General features: G+C 63.5%; 11 protein-coding genes. 5 read left to right on the top strand and 6 right to left on the bottom strand.

The window, feature by feature from the left end; translation table 11 throughout:
• Window positions 1-7 precede the first annotated feature (7 nt).
• The 3 genes from WF331_RS21960 to trhP form a co-directional block, all read right to left on the bottom strand.
• A complete protein-coding gene (locus WF331_RS21960) occupies window positions 8-871 on the bottom strand; it encodes a copper resistance protein B (RefSeq protein WP_016500647.1) in 864 nt (287 codons plus the stop codon).
• Window positions 864-2,585 (bottom strand): copper resistance system multicopper oxidase, encoded by a 1,722-nt coding sequence (locus WF331_RS21955; RefSeq protein WP_445325070.1) that lies wholly within the window; start codon window positions 2,583-2,585, stop codon window positions 864-866. The genes WF331_RS21960 and WF331_RS21955 overlap by 8 nt, the downstream gene beginning before the upstream one ends.
• Window positions 2,586-2,666: 81 nt before the next feature.
• Window positions 2,667-4,001, bottom strand: coding sequence for a prephenate-dependent tRNA uridine(34) hydroxylase TrhP (trhP, locus tag WF331_RS21950; protein ID WP_016500645.1), 1,335 nt, complete (start codon window positions 3,999-4,001; stop codon window positions 2,667-2,669).
• A 133-nt stretch (window positions 4,002-4,134) separates the two neighbouring features.
• On the opposite strand from trhP, the gene WF331_RS21945 reads away from it, so the two are divergent.
• A complete protein-coding gene (locus WF331_RS21945; RefSeq protein ID WP_016500644.1) occupies window positions 4,135-5,199 on the top strand; it encodes an AI-2E family transporter in 1,065 nt (354 codons plus the stop codon).
• A gap of 50 nt (window positions 5,200-5,249) precedes the next feature.
• The gene (locus WF331_RS21940) at window positions 5,250-6,659 is read left to right on the top strand and encodes an aminotransferase-like domain-containing protein (RefSeq protein WP_284361209.1); all 1,410 of its coding nucleotides are present in this window, start codon (window positions 5,250-5,252) and stop codon (window positions 6,657-6,659) included.
• Here WF331_RS21940 and panB read toward each other — a convergent pair.
• The 3 genes from panB to WF331_RS21925 all read right to left on the bottom strand — a co-directional run bounded on the left by panB (window position 6,647) and on the right by WF331_RS21925 (window position 9,690).
• The gene (panB, locus tag WF331_RS21935; RefSeq protein ID WP_284361206.1) at window positions 6,647-7,462 is read right to left on the bottom strand and encodes a 3-methyl-2-oxobutanoate hydroxymethyltransferase; all 816 of its coding nucleotides are present in this window, start codon (window positions 7,460-7,462) and stop codon (window positions 6,647-6,649) included. The genes WF331_RS21940 and panB overlap by 13 nt on opposite strands.
• A gap of 259 nt (window positions 7,463-7,721) precedes the next feature.
• A complete protein-coding gene (gene phnX / locus WF331_RS21930; RefSeq protein ID WP_284361203.1) occupies window positions 7,722-8,549 on the bottom strand; it encodes a phosphonoacetaldehyde hydrolase in 828 nt (275 codons plus the stop codon).
• 34 nt (window positions 8,550-8,583) lie between these two features.
• Complete coding sequence (locus WF331_RS21925; protein WP_284361200.1) at window positions 8,584-9,690, bottom strand: 2-aminoethylphosphonate--pyruvate transaminase; 1,107 nt, start codon at window positions 9,688-9,690, stop codon at window positions 8,584-8,586.
• A 112-nt stretch (window positions 9,691-9,802) separates the two neighbouring features.
• Here WF331_RS21925 and WF331_RS21920 point away from each other — a divergent pair, with 112 nt between their 5' ends.
• The 3 genes from WF331_RS21920 to WF331_RS21910 all read left to right on the top strand — a co-directional run bounded on the left by WF331_RS21920 (window position 9,803) and on the right by WF331_RS21910 (window position 16,406).
• Window positions 9,803-10,666, top strand: a complete 864-nt coding sequence (locus WF331_RS21920) for a LysR substrate-binding domain-containing protein (protein WP_174371589.1) — start codon at window positions 9,803-9,805, stop codon at window positions 10,664-10,666.
• A gap of 57 nt (window positions 10,667-10,723) precedes the next feature.
• Entirely contained in the window at window positions 10,724-11,758 is a 1,035-nt protein-coding gene (locus tag WF331_RS21915) for an AraC family transcriptional regulator (RefSeq protein ID WP_174371590.1), read from the top strand.
• Window positions 11,759-11,915: 157 nt separating this feature from the next.
• Entirely contained in the window at window positions 11,916-16,406 is a 4,491-nt protein-coding gene (locus WF331_RS21910) for an NEL-type E3 ubiquitin ligase domain-containing protein (protein WP_340623284.1), read from the top strand.
• The last annotated feature ends 93 nt before the right edge of the window (window positions 16,407-16,499 follow it).

The following is a 16,499-nucleotide window of genomic DNA, read 5'->3' as shown; positions in this document are numbered from 1 at the left end:
CACTCCTTTAGAAACGCAGGCGGATACCGGCAACCAGGCGGGTCTGGCCCAGGTCTTCGCCGTCTTCGCGGGCCTGGTCGGCACGCGTGCCGTACAGGCGATTGAAACTGACCCCGATGTAGGGCGCGAAACCGCGCGTGATCTCGTAGCGCAGCCGCAGGCCCACCTCGCTGTCGGCCAGCCCGGCGCCTTGCTCGCGCCTGGCGTCGTTGCGGCCGTAGAGGTTGGCTTCCAGGTTCGGTTCCAGTATCCAGCGGTTGGTCAGCAGCATAGCGTAAGCGGCTTCCAGGCGCAGCGCGGTCTGTTGCCGCTCGCCGGCGTAGGCGGTGGCTTGCAGCTCCAGGCCATACAGCGGCGTGCCTTGAATGCCGAAGCCGGCCCAGGTCTGGCCGCTGGCGGGCTTGAAGTCCTGGCGCACGCCGGCCACCAGCTCCCACCACGGGCTCACGGCATGGCCCCACAGCGCCTGCACTTCGGCCTTGTGTGTCTTGCCTTGCTCGCGTTCGCCTTCCGTGCGCAGCCACAGGCGGTCGATATCGCCGCCGACCCAGGCCGTGGCGTTCCAGTTCAGGGCACTGCTGCTCTCGAAGTTCTGGTATTCAAGCTTGTCGACGATCACCGCCCAGTTCAGCGCCCGGTCGTGTACCTGGTGCCCAGGCAGTGGCGGGAAGGCGGCGCGGCGGTCGGCGTCGGTGATTGCAGGCAGGGGCGTGCGCGGCGGGCTGGGCGTAGCCGGGCCATGGCCCATGCTTTCATGGTTCATCTGGCCATGGTTCATGTGCGCCATACCAGCGGCCAGCGCACGTTCGCTGGCGAACAGGGTCAGCAGGGCCACGCCGGCCACGACGCTGCGGTTGCGGGTGTCATTCATCGACGCGTACCTCGCGGAACATGCCGGTCTCCATGTGGTAGAGCAGGTGGCAGTGGTAGGCCCAGCGGCCAAGGGCGTTGGCAGTCACCCGATAGGAACGTCGGCTGCCGGGCGGGATGTCGACGGTGTGTTTGCGCACCAGAAACTGGCCGTGCTCGTCTTCCAGGTCGCTCCACATGCCGTGCAGGTGGATGGGGTGGGTCATCATGGTGTCGTTGACGAGGGTGATGCGCACCCGCTCGCCGTAGGCCAAACGCAACGGCTCGGCATCGCTGAACTTGACGCCGTCGAACGACCAGGCGAAGCGCTCCATGTGGCCGGTCAGGTGCAGCTCGATGTCGCGCGATGGCGTGCGGCCGTCCGGGTCGGGGTAGGGGCTGCGCAGGTCGGCGTAGGTCAGCACGCGGCGGCCATTGTTGCGCAGGCCTATGCCAGGGTCGGCCAGGTTGGCGCGCGGGGCCATGGTCTGCATGTCCACCAACGGGTTGCCGGTTTCACTGGCCGGGTGTTGTTGCATCGCTGACATGGCCGTGTGGTCCATGCCGGCCATGTTGCTGTGATCCATGCCGGTCATGTTGCTGTGATCCATGCCCGCCATGGCGCCCATGCCGCCGTGGCCCATGTCGTCCATGCTCAGCACCGGGCGCGGGTCGGGGGTAGGCACGGGGGCCTGCAGCCCGGTGGCGCGGGCCAGGGTGCCGCGGGCGAAGCCGGTACGGTCCATGCTCTGGGCGAACAGGGTGTAGGCAGGTTGGTCGCCCACGGTCACCAGCACGTCATAGGTTTCGGCCACGGCAATGCGCAGCTCATCCACGCTCACCGGCTTCACCGGCAAGCCGTCGGCGGCGATCACCGTCAGCTTCAGCCCGGGGATACGGAAATCGAAATAGGTCATGGCCGAGGCGTTTATCAGCCGCAGGCGCACGGTTTCGCCCGGTTGGCCCAGGCAAGTAAAGTTGCCGTCCGGCGGCTGGCCGTTGAGCAGGTAGGTGTAGGTGGCGGCGCTGATATCGGCGAGGTCGGTAGGGCTCATGCGCATGCGCGCCCATGCCGTGCGCTCGGTGACGGTGGGGCTCCAGCCGTTGTCGGCCACGTCATCGATGAAATCGCCGACCGTGCGCTTGTGATAGTTGTACGCGTCGGACTGTTTCTTCAGGGTGGCCATCAGCTGTTCCGGCGCCTGGTCCGACCAGTCGCTGAACAGCAGCACGTGGTCGCGCTGGTAGTGGTGCGGTTCGGGCTCGCGCGGCTCGATCACGATGGCCCCGTATACCCCGGCCTGTTCCTGCAGCCCCGAATGGCTGTGGTACCAGTAAGTTCCACTTTGGCGCAAGGTGAACCGGTACAGGTAGTCCCCGCCCGGTTCAATGCCGGCGAAGCTCAGGCCAGGTACGCCGTCCATGTTGGCGGGCAGGATGATGCCGTGCCAGTGGATCGAGGTGTCCTGTGCCAGCCGGTTACGCACGCGCAGGGTCACGGTGTCGCCTTCGCGCCACCGCAGCAGCGGGCCGGGCAGGCTGTTGTTGATGGTCAGTGCGGTGCGCGGGCGGCCGGTGATGTTGACCGGGGTTTGGCCGATGAACAGCTCGAAGTGCTGGCCGGCCAGGTCCTGGCCTTCGGCGGCCTGGGCCAGCGGGCGCCACAGCCCCAGGCCCGCCAGTGTAGTGGCGGCGCCCAGGCCTTTGACGAAGGTGCGGCGGGTGGGGGTGCGCAACATGGCGTGGCCTCATGCGGGGGAGCCACGATGTTCGCTGCAGGCGCCTGTCAGGCAGCTGAGGCGCACATTACAGCATTGTCAGCTTGCCACCTCGTCGGCGCGCAGGTCGCGCATCAGCAGGGCGTAGTCAAGTGCGACCTGCTCCGGAATGGGCAGGTACACCACATGGCCGTCGCCTGGTGCCACGCCGATGGCCTGCTGTTGGCGGTTGCACAGGCGGTGCAGGTCGAAGTGGTAATTGCCACGCGGGGTCATCAGCTCCAGGTGGTCACCTACGGCAAAGCGGTTCTTCACCTTGACCTCAGCCAGGCCTTCGACACGCACGCCGGTCAGTTCACCGACGAACTGCTGGCGCTCCGAGACCGAGTTGCCGCGTTGGTAGTTCTGGTATTCATCGTGCACGTGGCGGCGCAGGAAGCCTTCGGTGTAGCCGCGTTGCGCGAGGGATTCGAGGTTGCCCATCAAGGCGCGGTCAAACGGCCGCCCGGCCACGGCGTCGTCGATCGCCTGGCGGTACGACTGTACGGCACGGGCACAGTAGAAGTGCGACTTGGTGCGGCCTTCGATCTTCAGCGAATGCACGCCCATGCCGGCCAGGCGCTCGACGTGCTGGATGGCGCGCAGGTCCTTGGCGTTCATGATGTAGGTGCCGTGTTCATCTTCGAACGCCGGCATTTCGGTGCCGGGGCGGTTGCTTTCCTGCAGCAGGAAAACCTGCTCGGTAGGGGCGCCCAGGCCAAGGGTGGGCTGCACTTCGCGCACGATGTCGCCGGTGGCGTTCTCGGTGGCCGGCGTGGCGTCGTACTTCCAGCGGCAGGCGTTGGTGCAGGTGCCCTGGTTGGCGTCACGCTTGTTGAGGTAGCCCGACAGCAGGCAACGGCCGGAATAGGCCATGCACAGCGCGCCGTGGACGAACACCTCCAGCTCCATGCCCGGCACCTGCTGGCGGATTTCCTCGATCTCTTCCAGGGACAGCTCGCGTGACAGGATCACCCGGCTGAGGCCCATTTGCTGCCAGAACTGCACACTCGCCCAGTTGACGGTGTTGGCCTGCACCGACAAGTGCACCGGCATCTGCGGGAAGTGCTGGCGCACCAGCATGATCAGGCCGGGGTCGGACATGATCAGCGCGTCCGGCGCCATGTCGATGACCGGTGCCAGGTCCTTCAGAAATGTCTTGAGCTTGGCGTTGTGCGGGGCGATGTTGACCACTACGTAGAAGCGCTTGCCCAGGGCATGCGCCTCCTGGATACCCAGCGCCAGGTTGGCGTGGTCGAATTCGTTGTTGCGCACCCGCAAGCTGTAGCGCGGCTGGCCGGCGTAGACTGCGTCGGCGCCGTAGGCAAAGGCGTAGCGCATGGTCTTGAGGGTGCCGGCGGGGGCCAGCAGTTCGGGCTTGGCGGTAGGGTTCATGTGCGCACCGGGGCAAAAAGGCCGGGATGCTAGGGGCGATGGACAAGGCGCGTATTGATTTGCGTCAAGTGAGCGCGGCACTTTTGCCCGAGTGCCATGCACTAATCTCTCACAAGCCATGAGAGGAACTGCAATGAACGAAACCGCGCTACAGAACAAAGCCCTGGCAGTACTCCTGGCGCTGGTGACCATTGCCTTCTTCTGGATCCTGTTGCCGTACTATGGCGCAATCTTCTGGGCGGTGATCCTCGGCATCCTGTTCGCCCCGCTGCAGCGCCACCTGCTGATCCGCTTCGGGCGGCGACGCAACCTGGCCGCGGCCACGACCACGCTGGTGTGCCTGCTGGTGGCGATCCTGCCGGTGATCATCACCAGCGCGCTGTTGGTCCAGGAGGGCGCCACGCTGTACCAGCGCATCGAAAGCGGGCAACTGGACATCGCCGGTTACGTCGAGCACGGCAAGGACCTGCTCCCGGCATTCGCCCAGCATGGCCTGGACAACATGGGCATGGGCAACCTCGACGGGTTGCGTGACAAGATCACCAAGTGGGCAACCCAAGGTAGCCAGGTATTGGCCAGCCAGGCATTCAGCTTTGGTCAAGGCACGTTCGAGTTCGTGGTCAGCTTTGGCATCATGATGTACCTGCTGTTTTTCTTTTTGCGCGACGGCCCGGAAGTGGCCCGCCGGGTGAGGCAGGCCGTGCCGCTGCCCGAGCACCAGAAACGCCGTTTGCAGCTGAAGTTCAACCGTGTGGTGCGGGCGACGGTGAAAGGCAACGTATTGGTGGCCATTACCCAAGGGGCGCTGGGCGGGTTCATTTTCTGGGTGCTGGATATCCCCAGCGCACTGGTGTGGGCGGTGCTGATGGCGTTCCTGTCGCTGCTGCCGGCAGTGGGTGCGGGGATCGTCTGGGCGCCGGTGGCCGCGTATTTCCTGCTGACCGGGGCAATACTGCCGGGGATTATCCTGACCGCGTTCGGGGTGCTGGTGATTGGCCTGGTGGATAACGTGCTGCGGCCGATTCTGGTAGGCAAGGATACGCGCATGCCGGACTACCTGATTCTGGTGTCGACGCTGGGTGGGCTGGCAGTATTCGGGCTCAACGGCTTCGTGATCGGGCCATTGATCGCGGCGCTGTTCGTGTCCAGCTGGGCGATATTTGCCGCGACCAAGCCGCAGGTGCAATTGCCACAGTAGGGGTTTACCAATGCGCCAGGGTTGGGTTCAATGCCGTCACAGTCGCCGCCATGGACAACAGCCAGATCGACAAGCCCAGCTACACCTACCAGGCGGTCTACCGCTACTTGCTCGACAGGATCGAGGCAGCGCCCTGCGATGTGGAGCAGCGCTTGCCGTCGCTGCGCGAGTTGGCCCGGCGCCTGAGCGTTTCGGTATCCAGTACCAAGTACGCCTATGCGCTGCTGGAAGACGAAGGGCGGGTGTATGCGCGACCCAAGCAGGGCTACTTCATCCGAACCCGCGCGCCCGCCATGCGTGGCCATCACTCACCGAGCCTGCTCGACACTGTGTTCGCCAGTGCCCGTCAGCCGGGTATGCTGGCCCTGGGCAGTGATGCGCCGGCCATGATGCTGTCGCTGCAACAGCCGCTAATGATGATCGAGCGCGAACTGGCGCGCCAATACCCGCACTCGTTGGCACCGTTGTTCCAGCCGTTCGGTGAGCCTGAGTTGCGCAGCGTGCTGGCCGACCGCTACACCCGCTCGGCGCAGCATTACTGGAGCGCCGATCAGGTGTTCATCGGCGCGGACCTGCGCAGCATCCTCGAATTGTCGTTACGCGCCCTCGACCTGGAGGACCAGGTGGCGCTGGTGGAGTCGCCCTGCAACTGGGCGGTGCTGAGGCAGTTGCAGGCTGCACGCATGACCATCATCGAAGTGCCATTGGGTGATGACGGGCGTTTCGACCTGCCGCAGTTTCACCGGCTGCTGTGCGATCAGCCTGTGCGCCTGGCAGTGCTGTCGTCAGCGGCCAACGTGCCGCAAGGTGGCCTGATGCCGGCGGCGGACAAGCAGCAGATCTGCCGCTGGCTAACCGAGCACGCAGTGTGGCTGTTTGAAAACGATGGCTACGGCGAGTTGTGTTTCCGCGCGTCAGCGCCGCGCTACCGGGACTTCGCCGACCCTGACCGGCTGCTGGTGTTTTCGACCTTGGACAAGCTGATCGGCGCAGAGGCGCCCTTTGGCTACCTGCTTTGCCGGCAGCATAACGAGCGGTTGCAGCAGCTGTTTCTCGAACGTGCTTTTCGCTTGTCACCGATTCGCCAAAAGGCCATCGCCAGGCTGTTCACCTCGCGTCGGGTCGAGCTGCATGTCAAGCGCTTGCGGCCCATGCTGCGCCAACGCCTGCAGCAGCTGAAGGCGCTACTGGACGTCTACGGCCAGGGATGCCTGCGCATCACTGAGCCCCAAGGCGGGGCCAGCCTGTGGTTGCAGGCGACCCGGCCGGTGGATATGCGCCGGGTCTTCGAGCGGTTGCTGGCGCAGCGCATCGTCATCGCCCCCGGGGAGCTGTTCAGCCAGTGTGGCCTATGGCGCAGTCACCTGCGGCTGTGCTGCACAGTGGACTGGAGCAAGAATATTGCCTTCGCGCTGCAATGCCTTGTCGAGGCGATTCAGGCCGAAGCTCAAACCCCGTAGCAGTGGTGCAAGGCAGGGAACGCCCCGTCGCGCACTTCGTCTGCATAGCGGGTGCAGGCCTCGCGGATCACCTGGCCGACGTCGGCATACTGCTTGACGAAGCGTGGCACGTGGTCACCCCCCAGCCCCAGCAGGTCTTCGGTGACCAGCACCTGGCCATCGCAGGCGGGTGAGGCGCCAATGCCAATGGTCGGTTTATCGCTGGCCTGGGTGATGGCGTGGGCCACGGGCTCCGCCACGCCTTCGAGCAGCAGGCTGAAAGCACCCGCATGCAGGTTCGCCTGCGCATCGGCGCGCAGGGCTGCAGCGCTGCCAGGGGTCAGCCCCTGAGCCTTGTAGCCGCCCATGGCATTGACGAACTGCGGCATCAAGCCGATGTGCGCCATGATCGGGATACCCCGTGCGACCAGGAATTCGACGGTGCTCGCCAACGCCTGGTTGGCCTCCAGCTTGAGCGCATCGCAGCCGGTGCGGGCCAATACCTGGGCGCAGTTGCGAAAGGCTTGTTCGCGGGATTCCTGGTAGCTGCCAAACGGCATGTCGGCGACCACGCAGGCCAGGCGGGTGCTGTCGACCACAGCGCGGGTGTGGGCGATGGTCTCGTCCAGGCGCATGCCCAGGGTGGACGGGCGGCCGTAGCCGACCATGGCCGTGGAATCGCCGACCAGGATGAAGTCGACCAGCGGGTCGATCACCCGGGCAATGGAGCTTGAGTAGGCGGTGAGCGAAACGATCTTCTGCCGGCCTTTCATGGCTACCAGTTGCGAGACGGTAAGGCGGCTGGTGCGGGTGTGTGTGCTCATTGGGGGCTGGGCATCTCAGGACAGGGATGACCCATTTTTGGGAACTTGCAGCGGCAACTCAATGTACAGATCCAGGCTGAAAAGCGACCCAGATTGCCTGCTTGATTTGGCCGGCTGGCGCGGTCCTTCAGGAGCGGCCTTATGTCACGATCGGGCCGCAGAGCGGCCCCTCGGATTCAGCAAAAAGGGCTGGATTGCCGGGGCTGCTGCGCAGCCCGATCACGACATGAGGCGGCTCCTGCAGGCCTTGTGCACGGCTTCAGAAGGCTTGTGGCATCTCGCCTTTGGCCAGGCGCCGGTTGATGTCGGCGATCACTTCAGGCAGTTCGTTGATGGTGTCGATCAGGTAGTGCGGACGCGAGCTGGCAAACAGTGCGTGGATGCGCGTGCGCTCGCTTTCCAGCTTCTCGGCGCTCAGCGCCCGGAAGCCTTCCCAGGTCAGCCCCAGCGCGTTGCCCGAGCACACCAGTCCCACGGTCCACATGCCGGCACGGCGGCCTTCGAGAATGCCTGGCACGGTGTCGTCGACCTTCACGCAGGCCGCCACATCGTCAATACCGAGTGCAATCACGTTGGCCAGGGCCTGGGCTGGCCATGGTCGGCCGTTAGGGGTTTCGTCGGTGGCCACCACGTGGTCGGCCACGTAGCCGTTCTGCGCCGCCAGTTCCACCACCTTGTCCATCACTACCTTCGGATAGCCCGAGCACGAGCCGATCTTCAGGCCATCCTGGCGAAGCCCGGTAAGGGTGTCCAGCGCACCGGGGATCAGCGCCGAGTGCACGGCGATCTTCTCTATCTGCAGCGGCATGAAGCGGTTGTAGATGGCGGTGACGTCGTCGTCGGTCGGCGTGCGGCCGAACACCTTGCGGTAGCGTTCGGCAATTTCCGGCACGTCGCACAGGGTGCGGATGTGGTCCCATTTGCCCATGCCCATCGGGCCACGGGCTTCCTCGATGGACACTTGCACGTCGAACTCGGCAAAGGCCTCGACAAAGATCTGGGTGGGGGCGAAAGAGCCGAAGTCGACCACGGTGCCGGCCCAGTCGAGGATGGCGGCTTGCAGCTGGGTGGGGTTGCTGTAGTTCATGTGCGCTAATTCCTGAATTCGGGTGGGCAAAGGGTCAGATGTCCAGCACTTCCATTTCCCGCAGCACTTCGGCCACGGCATTCACGGCGGCCTGCATGCCATCTGCACCGACCACGCCAATGCAGCCGACGCGGAAGGTTTCGACCTGGGTCAGCTTGCCCGGGTAGAGGATGAAGCCCTTGGCCTTGACCCGCTCGTAGAAGTCCTTGAACTGGTAGCGGGGATCGTTTGGTGCGTGGAAGGTGACGATGATCGGCGCCTGGATGTCAGCTGGCAGGAAGCTGCGCAGCCCGATGGCGGCCATGCCGTCGAGCAGGGTCTTGCAGTTGTCGGCATAGCGTTGGTGGCGCGCAGGCAGGCCGCCTTCCTCGTTGTATTGCTGCAGTGCTTCGTGCAGGGCCGCGACCACATGGGTGGGCGGGGTGAAGCGCCACTGGCCGGTCTTGGCCATGTAGGCGTGCTGGTCGTACAGGTCCATGGCCAGCGAGTGGGCATTGCCCTCGGCGGCGGCCAGGGCGGTTTTTTCGGCGAAGACGAAGCCCATGCCGGGTACGCCTTCCAGGCACTTGCCGGAGGCGGCGATCAGCGCTTCGAAGGGGATTTCGCGGGCATCGATCGGCAGCGCGCCGAACGAGCTCATGGCATCGATGATCAGGCGCTTGCCGTGGCGTTTGATCACTTGGGCGATTTCGGGCAGCGGGTTGAGGATGCCGGTGCTGGTTTCGCAGTGGATCAGCGCCACGTGGGTCACGGCCGGGTCGGCAGCCAGCAGCCTGTCGACATCAGCGGCAGTGGTGGGCTGGTCTTCGGCGGTTTCGAAGGTGCTGTAGGTGCGGCCCAGCACTTTGCAGATCTTTGCCAGGCGCTGGCCATAAGCGCCATTGATCAGCACCAGGACCTTGCCGTCGCGTGGCACCAGGGTGCCGATGGCGGCTTCCACGGCAAAGGTGCCGCTGCCTTGCAGGGGCACGCAGTGGTGGCTGGCGGTGCCGTCGATGATCGCCAGCAGTTGTTCGCAGACGCTGGCAGTCAGCTGGTTGAAGTCACGGTCCCAGGAGCCCCAGTCCACCAGCATGGCTTGGCGGGTGCGGATTGATGTGGTCAGGGGACCGGGGGTCAGCAAGATAGGGGCGTTGCTCATTCCGTTTTTCCTCACAAGCGGTGGAGTGAAACTACGGGGCCTAGGTTGCAATTCGGGCTGTCATCAATCAAATTGTTTGTTGTTATCCCAGCTATAAGTCAGGCCGATAAATATGAACCTGTTCCAGCTACGTGCCTTCGACGCGGTGGCCCGAGAGGGCAGTTTTACGCGTGCTGCCGAGCGCCTGTTCATCAGCCAGCCGGCGGTGACCGGGCACGTCAAGGCCCTGGAGGAGCACTACCAGATCACCTTGCTGCGGCGCACCGCACGGCGTGTGGAGTTGACTGAAGAAGGCATCCGCCTGGCGGCCATCACCCGCGCCATGTTTGGCCTGGCCGAAGAAGCACAGGCCATGCTCGAAGCCAATCGCCAGTTGCTGACCGGGCGCCTGGAGGTGGCAGCCGATGGCCCGCACCGGGTGATGCCGATGCTGGCGCTGTTGCGCGAGCGCTACCCGGGCATCACCGTCAACCTGCGCCTGGGCAATGCTCAGGAAACCCTGGCTGCGTTGCTCAGCGAGCATGCCGACGTGGCTGTGCTGACCGAGATCGAGCCGCGCAAGGGGCTGCATTTGCAAAGTCTTTGTGAGTCTCGCCTGTGTGCCTTGTTGCCGGCGGGGCATGCCTGGGCGAGCGATGAGGAAGACTTGCCGTTGGCCAAGCTGCACCAGCAGATCATGGTGCTGCGCGAACCCAGCTCCACCACCCGGCGTACCTTCGACAAGGCCTGCACCAAGGCGGGTGTGCAACCGCGTGTATTGCTGGAGCTGGACAGCCGTGAGGCGGTGACCGAGGCGGTGGCCTCGGAGTTGGGTATTGGCGTTGTTTCATCCACTGAAGTGGCCAATGACCCACGGGTGGTCGCACGACCATTATCTGGCGAGGGCCTGATCAACCAACACTTGATTGGTTGTCTGGAGCGTCGTCGAGAATTGCGCCTTATCCAGGCATTCCTGGGGCTGGCGGCGGGGCTGTGATGGCTGTTTTCAGCGTGGCAGCCTAAGATGGCCGGCAACCAGCCGACAGGACCGTCGATGAGCGACAAAGATACGATTTCGATGCAACTGGTGCGCGAAGCGCTGTTGCAGACCTGCCCCGCCGGTAAGCCTGATAGCGGCTTGCTGGCCCGGGCAGGCATTGCCGTTGAGCAATTGCACCTGCCAGAGGCGCGGGTCAGTGCCGAGTCCTATGCTCGGCTGTGGCGCTTGCTGGCACGGCGCTGCAACGATGAGTTTTTCGCGATGGATCCGCGCGGCCTGCGCAGCGGCAGCCTGGCGTTCATGTGCCGTGCCAGCATGGGTCAGCCGACCTTGGGCGCCGGCCTGGAAACCGCGCTGGCGTTCCTGTCGCTGATGCTCGAAGACATGCAGCCCAGCCTGGTGCGCCAGGAAGGCCTGGCGGAGATCGTCATCAACGAACCGCGTGACGAACCGCGCCGCGCATTCACCTATTTCACGTTCTGGATGATCGTGCATGGGGTGGCCTGCTGGCTGGCCGGGCGGCGCATCCCTATCCTGGCCATTGACCTGCGCTGTGCCGAGCCGCCGTTCTGTGACGACTATCGGGTGATGTTTTCGGAAAACCTCTGCTTTGAGCGCCCGCGTACGCGCATGATCATCGCGTCTGATTGCCTGGAACTGCCGCTAAAGCGCAGCGAAGAGGAGTTGCAGCGGTTTCTCGCCGGTGCGCCGGATAATATCCTGGTGAAATACCGTGACCCCGCCAGCCTGGCGCGGCGCATCCGTGATCAGTTGCGGCGCATGGACCCGGCCGGCTTGCCGGATGCCGAAGCCGTGGCTGGCGGGTTGTGCATCTCTCTTTCAACCTTGCGCCGGCGCCTGGTGGAGGAGGGGCAAACCTACCAAGGGCTCAAGGACAGCGTACGCCGCGAGCAGGCCATTGCCTGGTTGTCCGACCCCGCGGTGGGCCTTGGCGAGATCGCCGAGCGGTTGGGCTTTGCCGACAGCAGTTCGTTCTACAAGGCTTTTCGCAAGTGGTTCGGTTGCAATCCGGGGCATTACCGAAGCCTGGTACTGGGGCGGCAAGCGCCCGCACAGGAAAAGCCTTGATACTGGATGAAGCTGAGCTGAAACACGCCTCGCCTGCCCTTCCTCTCGAGGCGTTTCATGTAGACCCTGGGGCCGGTGGCTGAGGTTCCCCCTGATGACGGCGCGGATCAGCTGACAGAGTGGGTGTTCCCCATGTCAACAAAGATCGCCCCCAATCATGGCCAACCCCACCGAAATCCCTACTGCCCAGACTCCAACGCGCGCCAGCGCGACCGATGCCTTCATCGGCACGCTGCTGCCCGAATGGTTACGTGCAGCGACCCCGCAACAAATCAAACGCCTGCGCAACCTGTTCAAGGACCACAAGGCCGGGCAGGACAACGTACGCGCAGCCACTCGGGGGCTTGTCCCGCTGCAAATCTTCGCCCTGGACAAGCTTGGCACGTTGCTCGAGGGCCGGCTCCCCGCGGGCAGTAAACTGAACGAGCTTGAATGGCTTGAACCCGAGGGCGGGGTGGTTAGCGACGGCTTTCTCGGTTTTTCCCTGGGGACTATCGAGGTGCGCCAATCCGCGCTGCTGCGTCTCATGCAGAACTTTCCCAGCGGCGCCACGCCGCTACGCGGTGAGTTTGTCGTCAACGGCGGGCGCAAGGTGCTCTATCGCGTCGACGATGCCTTTGTGAAAGCGTGCAGGGATCTGGACACTGGCAGGTTGTATCAAACCCTGATTGATCAAACCTTCAACGCTCAAACGTGCAAGCTGCTTGTCGCGGAAAAGCGTGCGGGGCTCCGGCTGGCTGCTGAGCTGGCAGTGGTCCAGGGTGAACTGAACGAGCAGGTGTGTGAGGCGCTGGCCGAGGTGGCGGATGCCAAGCACACTGAGGGCCTGCACCTGCAAGGTTACCCAGGGTTGTTGACCATGCTCGGCAAGCCTGTGGCAGATGCCTTGGTGATCGCGTTGCGTGACGCAGCTGGCGAGGCAAGTGGCTGGGTCCTCTATCTTCCCAGCGACCCGTCGCAGGCCTTGCATCACTTCCTCACGCTGGGGCAGATGCATCAGGCCATGGTCAAGCGGCTGAATGCACCTGAATATCAGGAGTACTTTATCCAGTTGATTGCGCTTGAGGACCGTCAGGACTTCGTGCAACTGCTTCAGACACGTCTCAAAGACCCAGAGGCTGACCTGCAGATGGATGGCACGACTGGCCAGGGGGACGTGTTCGTACGGCTGGTCGAGCAGCAAGTAAAACGGATAAAAAGCGACGCCAGCCTGCTATTGGTGCCGCTGGCACAAGCTGATGCGCGGGCGGCCAAACAGCGCCAGGCAAGCTGGAAGTCGCTGGGCTGGGACGTGGCCAATCTGGCCGGCATGTTTGTCCCCGTGGTGGGTGAGTTGTTGCTGGGGCGAATGCTGGTACAAACCGTTTCCGGGGTTTACGAAGGTGTGACGGACTGGGCGTACGGCCACCAGCATGAAGCGCTGGAGCACCTGCTTGGTGTGGCTGAGACCTTGGCCCAGGTTGCGGTGACGGGTGCGGTGATCGGAGCTACCGGCCACTTCGTGCGCAGCCGGTTCGTCGATGGCCTTGAGCCAGTGAGGCTGGACAATGGCCAGCAAAGGTTATGGTCCAGCGACCTCACGGTCTACGAGTCGACGCCCGATGAACGCACCCTGGCTGATGATGGCTTGTATGGCAGCGGTACACGCCGCTGGATGCGCAGTGGTGATCGCTACCATGAGGTTCATCGCCCGCAGGTGCAGGGGCCGTGGCGGCTGCGTCATCCACGCGGTGATGAAACCTTTGGACCGGTCGTGGAGTTCAATGGCGAGCGCAGTTGGCATGTGCGGTCGGCTCGCCCGCAGACCTGGGATGACAGCGCCCGCATGCTCGATACGTTGTGGCCGTTCCAGGCACTGCTGAGCACCGAACATGCACAGCAGATCGTACACATGGCGGGCATGAACAAGGACATACTCCGCGGCCTTATAATTGAGAACCGCCCGCTGCCGGTTACCCTGCGCGAGACCTTGCGGCGTTTCGATGCCAACACCCGTATCGAGGCATTCTTCACATCGCTTGGCGATGCATCGGTGGTGGGGGGGGATGCCGAGATCCAGGCGTGGTGCCTGGCCCGGCCTGGAATGACGGACCTGGATCCGGCCGCCCTCAAAGCCGCTTTACTGCAGCAGCAACCCCAGCTGGAGGGGCCTCTGCTGCAGCATCTGACCCGGTTCAGGCTGCCGGATGACCCCGTAGCCAGGTTGGTAAAGCGTGATTTCCCCCACTTGCCTGACGCCTATGTCGCGGAGGTCGTGGCCGAAGCCGATAACGCCCAGGCCAAGCTTTCCAGGCTCGGCAGGCTGTCTGTGAAGATGGCGACCAAGGCGCGCTTCTTGTCGCAGGTGGCGCGGCTGGACCGGGCAGTGCAGGGCGTGTTTCTAAGCAGTGCTTACACAGACGAGGCCGGGGAACTGGTGATCAACCTGCTGTCGAGGCTGCCCAACTGGCCTACGCAGCTCGGGGTGGAGTTACGTGACGGCTCGCCCTACGGTCGTTTGCTGACCCGGTTGTCGGCCATGTCGACCGAGGGTGAAACCGTGTCAATGGTCCATGTCCACGGACGTTTTCGCTTGTTCGATGGGCAGGGCTATGAACATTCCGCGGAAGTCGCCGAACCACGCACGATCTTTCAGGCCCTTGCCGCTTTGCTGACGCCCGAACAGCTTGGCCGAATGGGGTTGCCCGCTGAGCAGCCTGCCGCGCTATTGCGTGCCAAGCTCCAGGCCTTGGTGCCCGACACGCGCACCGCCCGCCTGCACCTGCTCGGATGGCGTGAGCAAGCCCCGTGGTTCAACCCGGGCCAGCGTTTGACCAATGGCAGGGTCGGCTATCTGCTGAGCGGCCGCGGCGAAGCCGGTACCGGCCTGCAGCAGCTGTTGCGCGCCCGCCTGGGGGTACTGTACCGAGGGCTCGGTGACGTCGAGCTCGAGCAAGAGGCCATACGGCTGCAAGGTTTCGGTGATCAGGCATTCCAGCACCTGCTTGATCTGGAGGATAGCTACAACCGATTGGATCGGGCACTCAACCAATGGTATGGCAGCGAATTGAACGAGGCCCGCCAACCGTGCCGAAAGGTTGTCGCTGACAGCATTCGCAGGGCTTGGCGTTTCCAGGGCGAACAGGTTTACGACAGCGAAGGAAACACCATTGGCCAGCGCCTCAGGCTGGAGGGGCCAAGCATCACGACACTCCCGTCATTGCCGTTGTCGGTGGACTTCCCTCGCCTCGTTTCATTAGTGATCAACGACACCGCGGTCACCGTTGTACCGGTGGACTTCCTCCACGGCCTTACGGCCCTGACCGAGGTTAACCTCGTCGGTAACCAGCTATCTGCAGTACCGATCGGTATCGCCTACCTTATCGAACTGCGCACCTTACGCCTGGCTCGTAACAACATTCACTTGAACATCAGCTCCATCAGCGCAATCAACCGCCTCCCACGACTGGAAGCGGTAGACCTGAGTTACAACCCATTGGGGCAATATCCTGTGCCCTACAACCAGCTGTCTCATTTGCGTGAGCTGGATTTGCAGCATTGCCGGCTGGGCGTCTGGCCGAGTGGCCTCGAACTCTGCAGCTCGCTTGAAAAAGTGAACCTGAGTGGTAATCACCTGAAGGTAATACCGGAAGTTGTCCTGAGGATGCCGCAGTACTTTCGGCACATATTCGTGGTGATGCGCAACCCCCTGAGCACGTATGACGTGCAGCGCCTGTATGCCTTCGATGTCATTCTGGAAGAGGGTGTGATGCCTGCGCCGTCGTTGAAAGGGCTGCAACGGGCACGTTCGCTTTGGGTGGAGGGTAGCGAGGCCAGCACTTTGGAGGCGCGAGGGCGGCAGTGGGATGAATTGGCAGGCATGCCTGACAGCGTCGGTTTGTTTGCGCTGGTTGAGCAGTTGGAACGCACTACCGACTATGTCAACGCCAGCGAGTACCTGCGGGGCAACCTGTGGACGCTGTTGGATGCCTTGTGCAGCAATACGGCTTTGCGTTTGGAAGTGTTCGCCGAGTTGCGCCCCCCGTTCGGCTCGATCAACCGCGTCGTTCGCCGCTTCAGCGATTTGCTAAAGCGGGCAGCGATTGCCCAGGCTGAAAACAACACCTCACCTGATCGCGGTAATCAGTTGCTCAATCTTGGGCGGGGGTTGTTCCGCCTGGAGCAAGTCGAACGACGTGCCACTGCCGAAACAGCCCGACGCGCAGCCCAGGGGCAGTTTGTTGACGACGATACCATCGACACGATCAACCTGTATTTCCGAGTCAAGCTGCACGAGGTACTGCAGTTGCCCTTCCAGCCGCAGACCATGGATGCCAGCGAAACGGCGGGGGTTAGCGATGCAGCGATTGCGCAGGCGTTGCGTCGAGTCAAGGATGCTGAAACATTGCTCAACCTCTCGCGCAGTCTTGCACAGCGCGAGTTCTGGCAGCGTTACCTGCGCGAACGGAGCAGCGAGTACTTCACCAACCTGGAGCGTTTCTATCGGGACCGCGTACAGCTTATAGAGCAGCAACGTGCTGAACTTGCCCCCGCTGAAGTCACCCAGCGCCTTGACGACCTGGTCATCGAACGCGACCAGGACGAGCGAGCCCTGTTGGTGCGCCTGACTCACCAACTGTTATATGGCAAGGAGCGCGGCCAGGCCTGAGGCCGGCAGCGGCCAAACCGGTCATCCAGATTGACAACTTTGGCCATTGCCGCCGCGGTTGAGCGGCGCGAACATCATCGGACTTATGGTTCA

The sequence above is a fragment of the Pseudomonas sp. YNh genome (assembly GCF_037993085.1).
In the GTDB taxonomy this organism is placed as follows: domain Bacteria; phylum Pseudomonadota; class Gammaproteobacteria; order Pseudomonadales; family Pseudomonadaceae; genus Aquipseudomonas; species Aquipseudomonas putida.
Note: the sequence above shows the minus strand (reverse complement) of the source record. Positions and strands in the feature narration are given on the sequence as shown.

Bases quoted from the DNA above. Each gene is read 5' to 3' on its own strand.
- WF331_RS21960 (WP_016500647.1), bottom strand. From the start codon at position 871: ATGAATGACACCCGCAACCGCAGCGTCGTGGCCGGCGTGGCCCTGCTG.
- WF331_RS21910 (WP_340623284.1), top strand. From the start codon at position 11,916: ATGGCCAACCCCACCGAAATCCCTACTGCCCAGACTCCAACGCGCGCC.
- WF331_RS21920 (WP_174371589.1), top strand. From the start codon at position 9,803: ATGAACCTGTTCCAGCTACGTGCCTTCGACGCGGTGGCCCGAGAGGGC.
- WF331_RS21945 (WP_016500644.1), top strand. From the start codon at position 4,135: ATGAACGAAACCGCGCTACAGAACAAAGCCCTGGCAGTACTCCTGGCG.
- phnX (WP_284361203.1), bottom strand. From the start codon at position 8,549: ATGAACTACAGCAACCCCACCCAGCTGCAAGCCGCCATCCTCGACTGG.
- WF331_RS21925 (WP_284361200.1), bottom strand. From the start codon at position 9,690: ATGAGCAACGCCCCTATCTTGCTGACCCCCGGTCCCCTGACCACATCA.
- WF331_RS21940 (WP_284361209.1), top strand. From the start codon at position 5,250: ATGGACAACAGCCAGATCGACAAGCCCAGCTACACCTACCAGGCGGTC.
- WF331_RS21915 (WP_174371590.1), top strand. From the start codon at position 10,724: ATGAGCGACAAAGATACGATTTCGATGCAACTGGTGCGCGAAGCGCTG.
- panB (WP_284361206.1), bottom strand. From the start codon at position 7,462: ATGAGCACACACACCCGCACCAGCCGCCTTACCGTCTCGCAACTGGTA.
- trhP (WP_016500645.1), bottom strand. From the start codon at position 4,001: ATGAACCCTACCGCCAAGCCCGAACTGCTGGCCCCCGCCGGCACCCTC.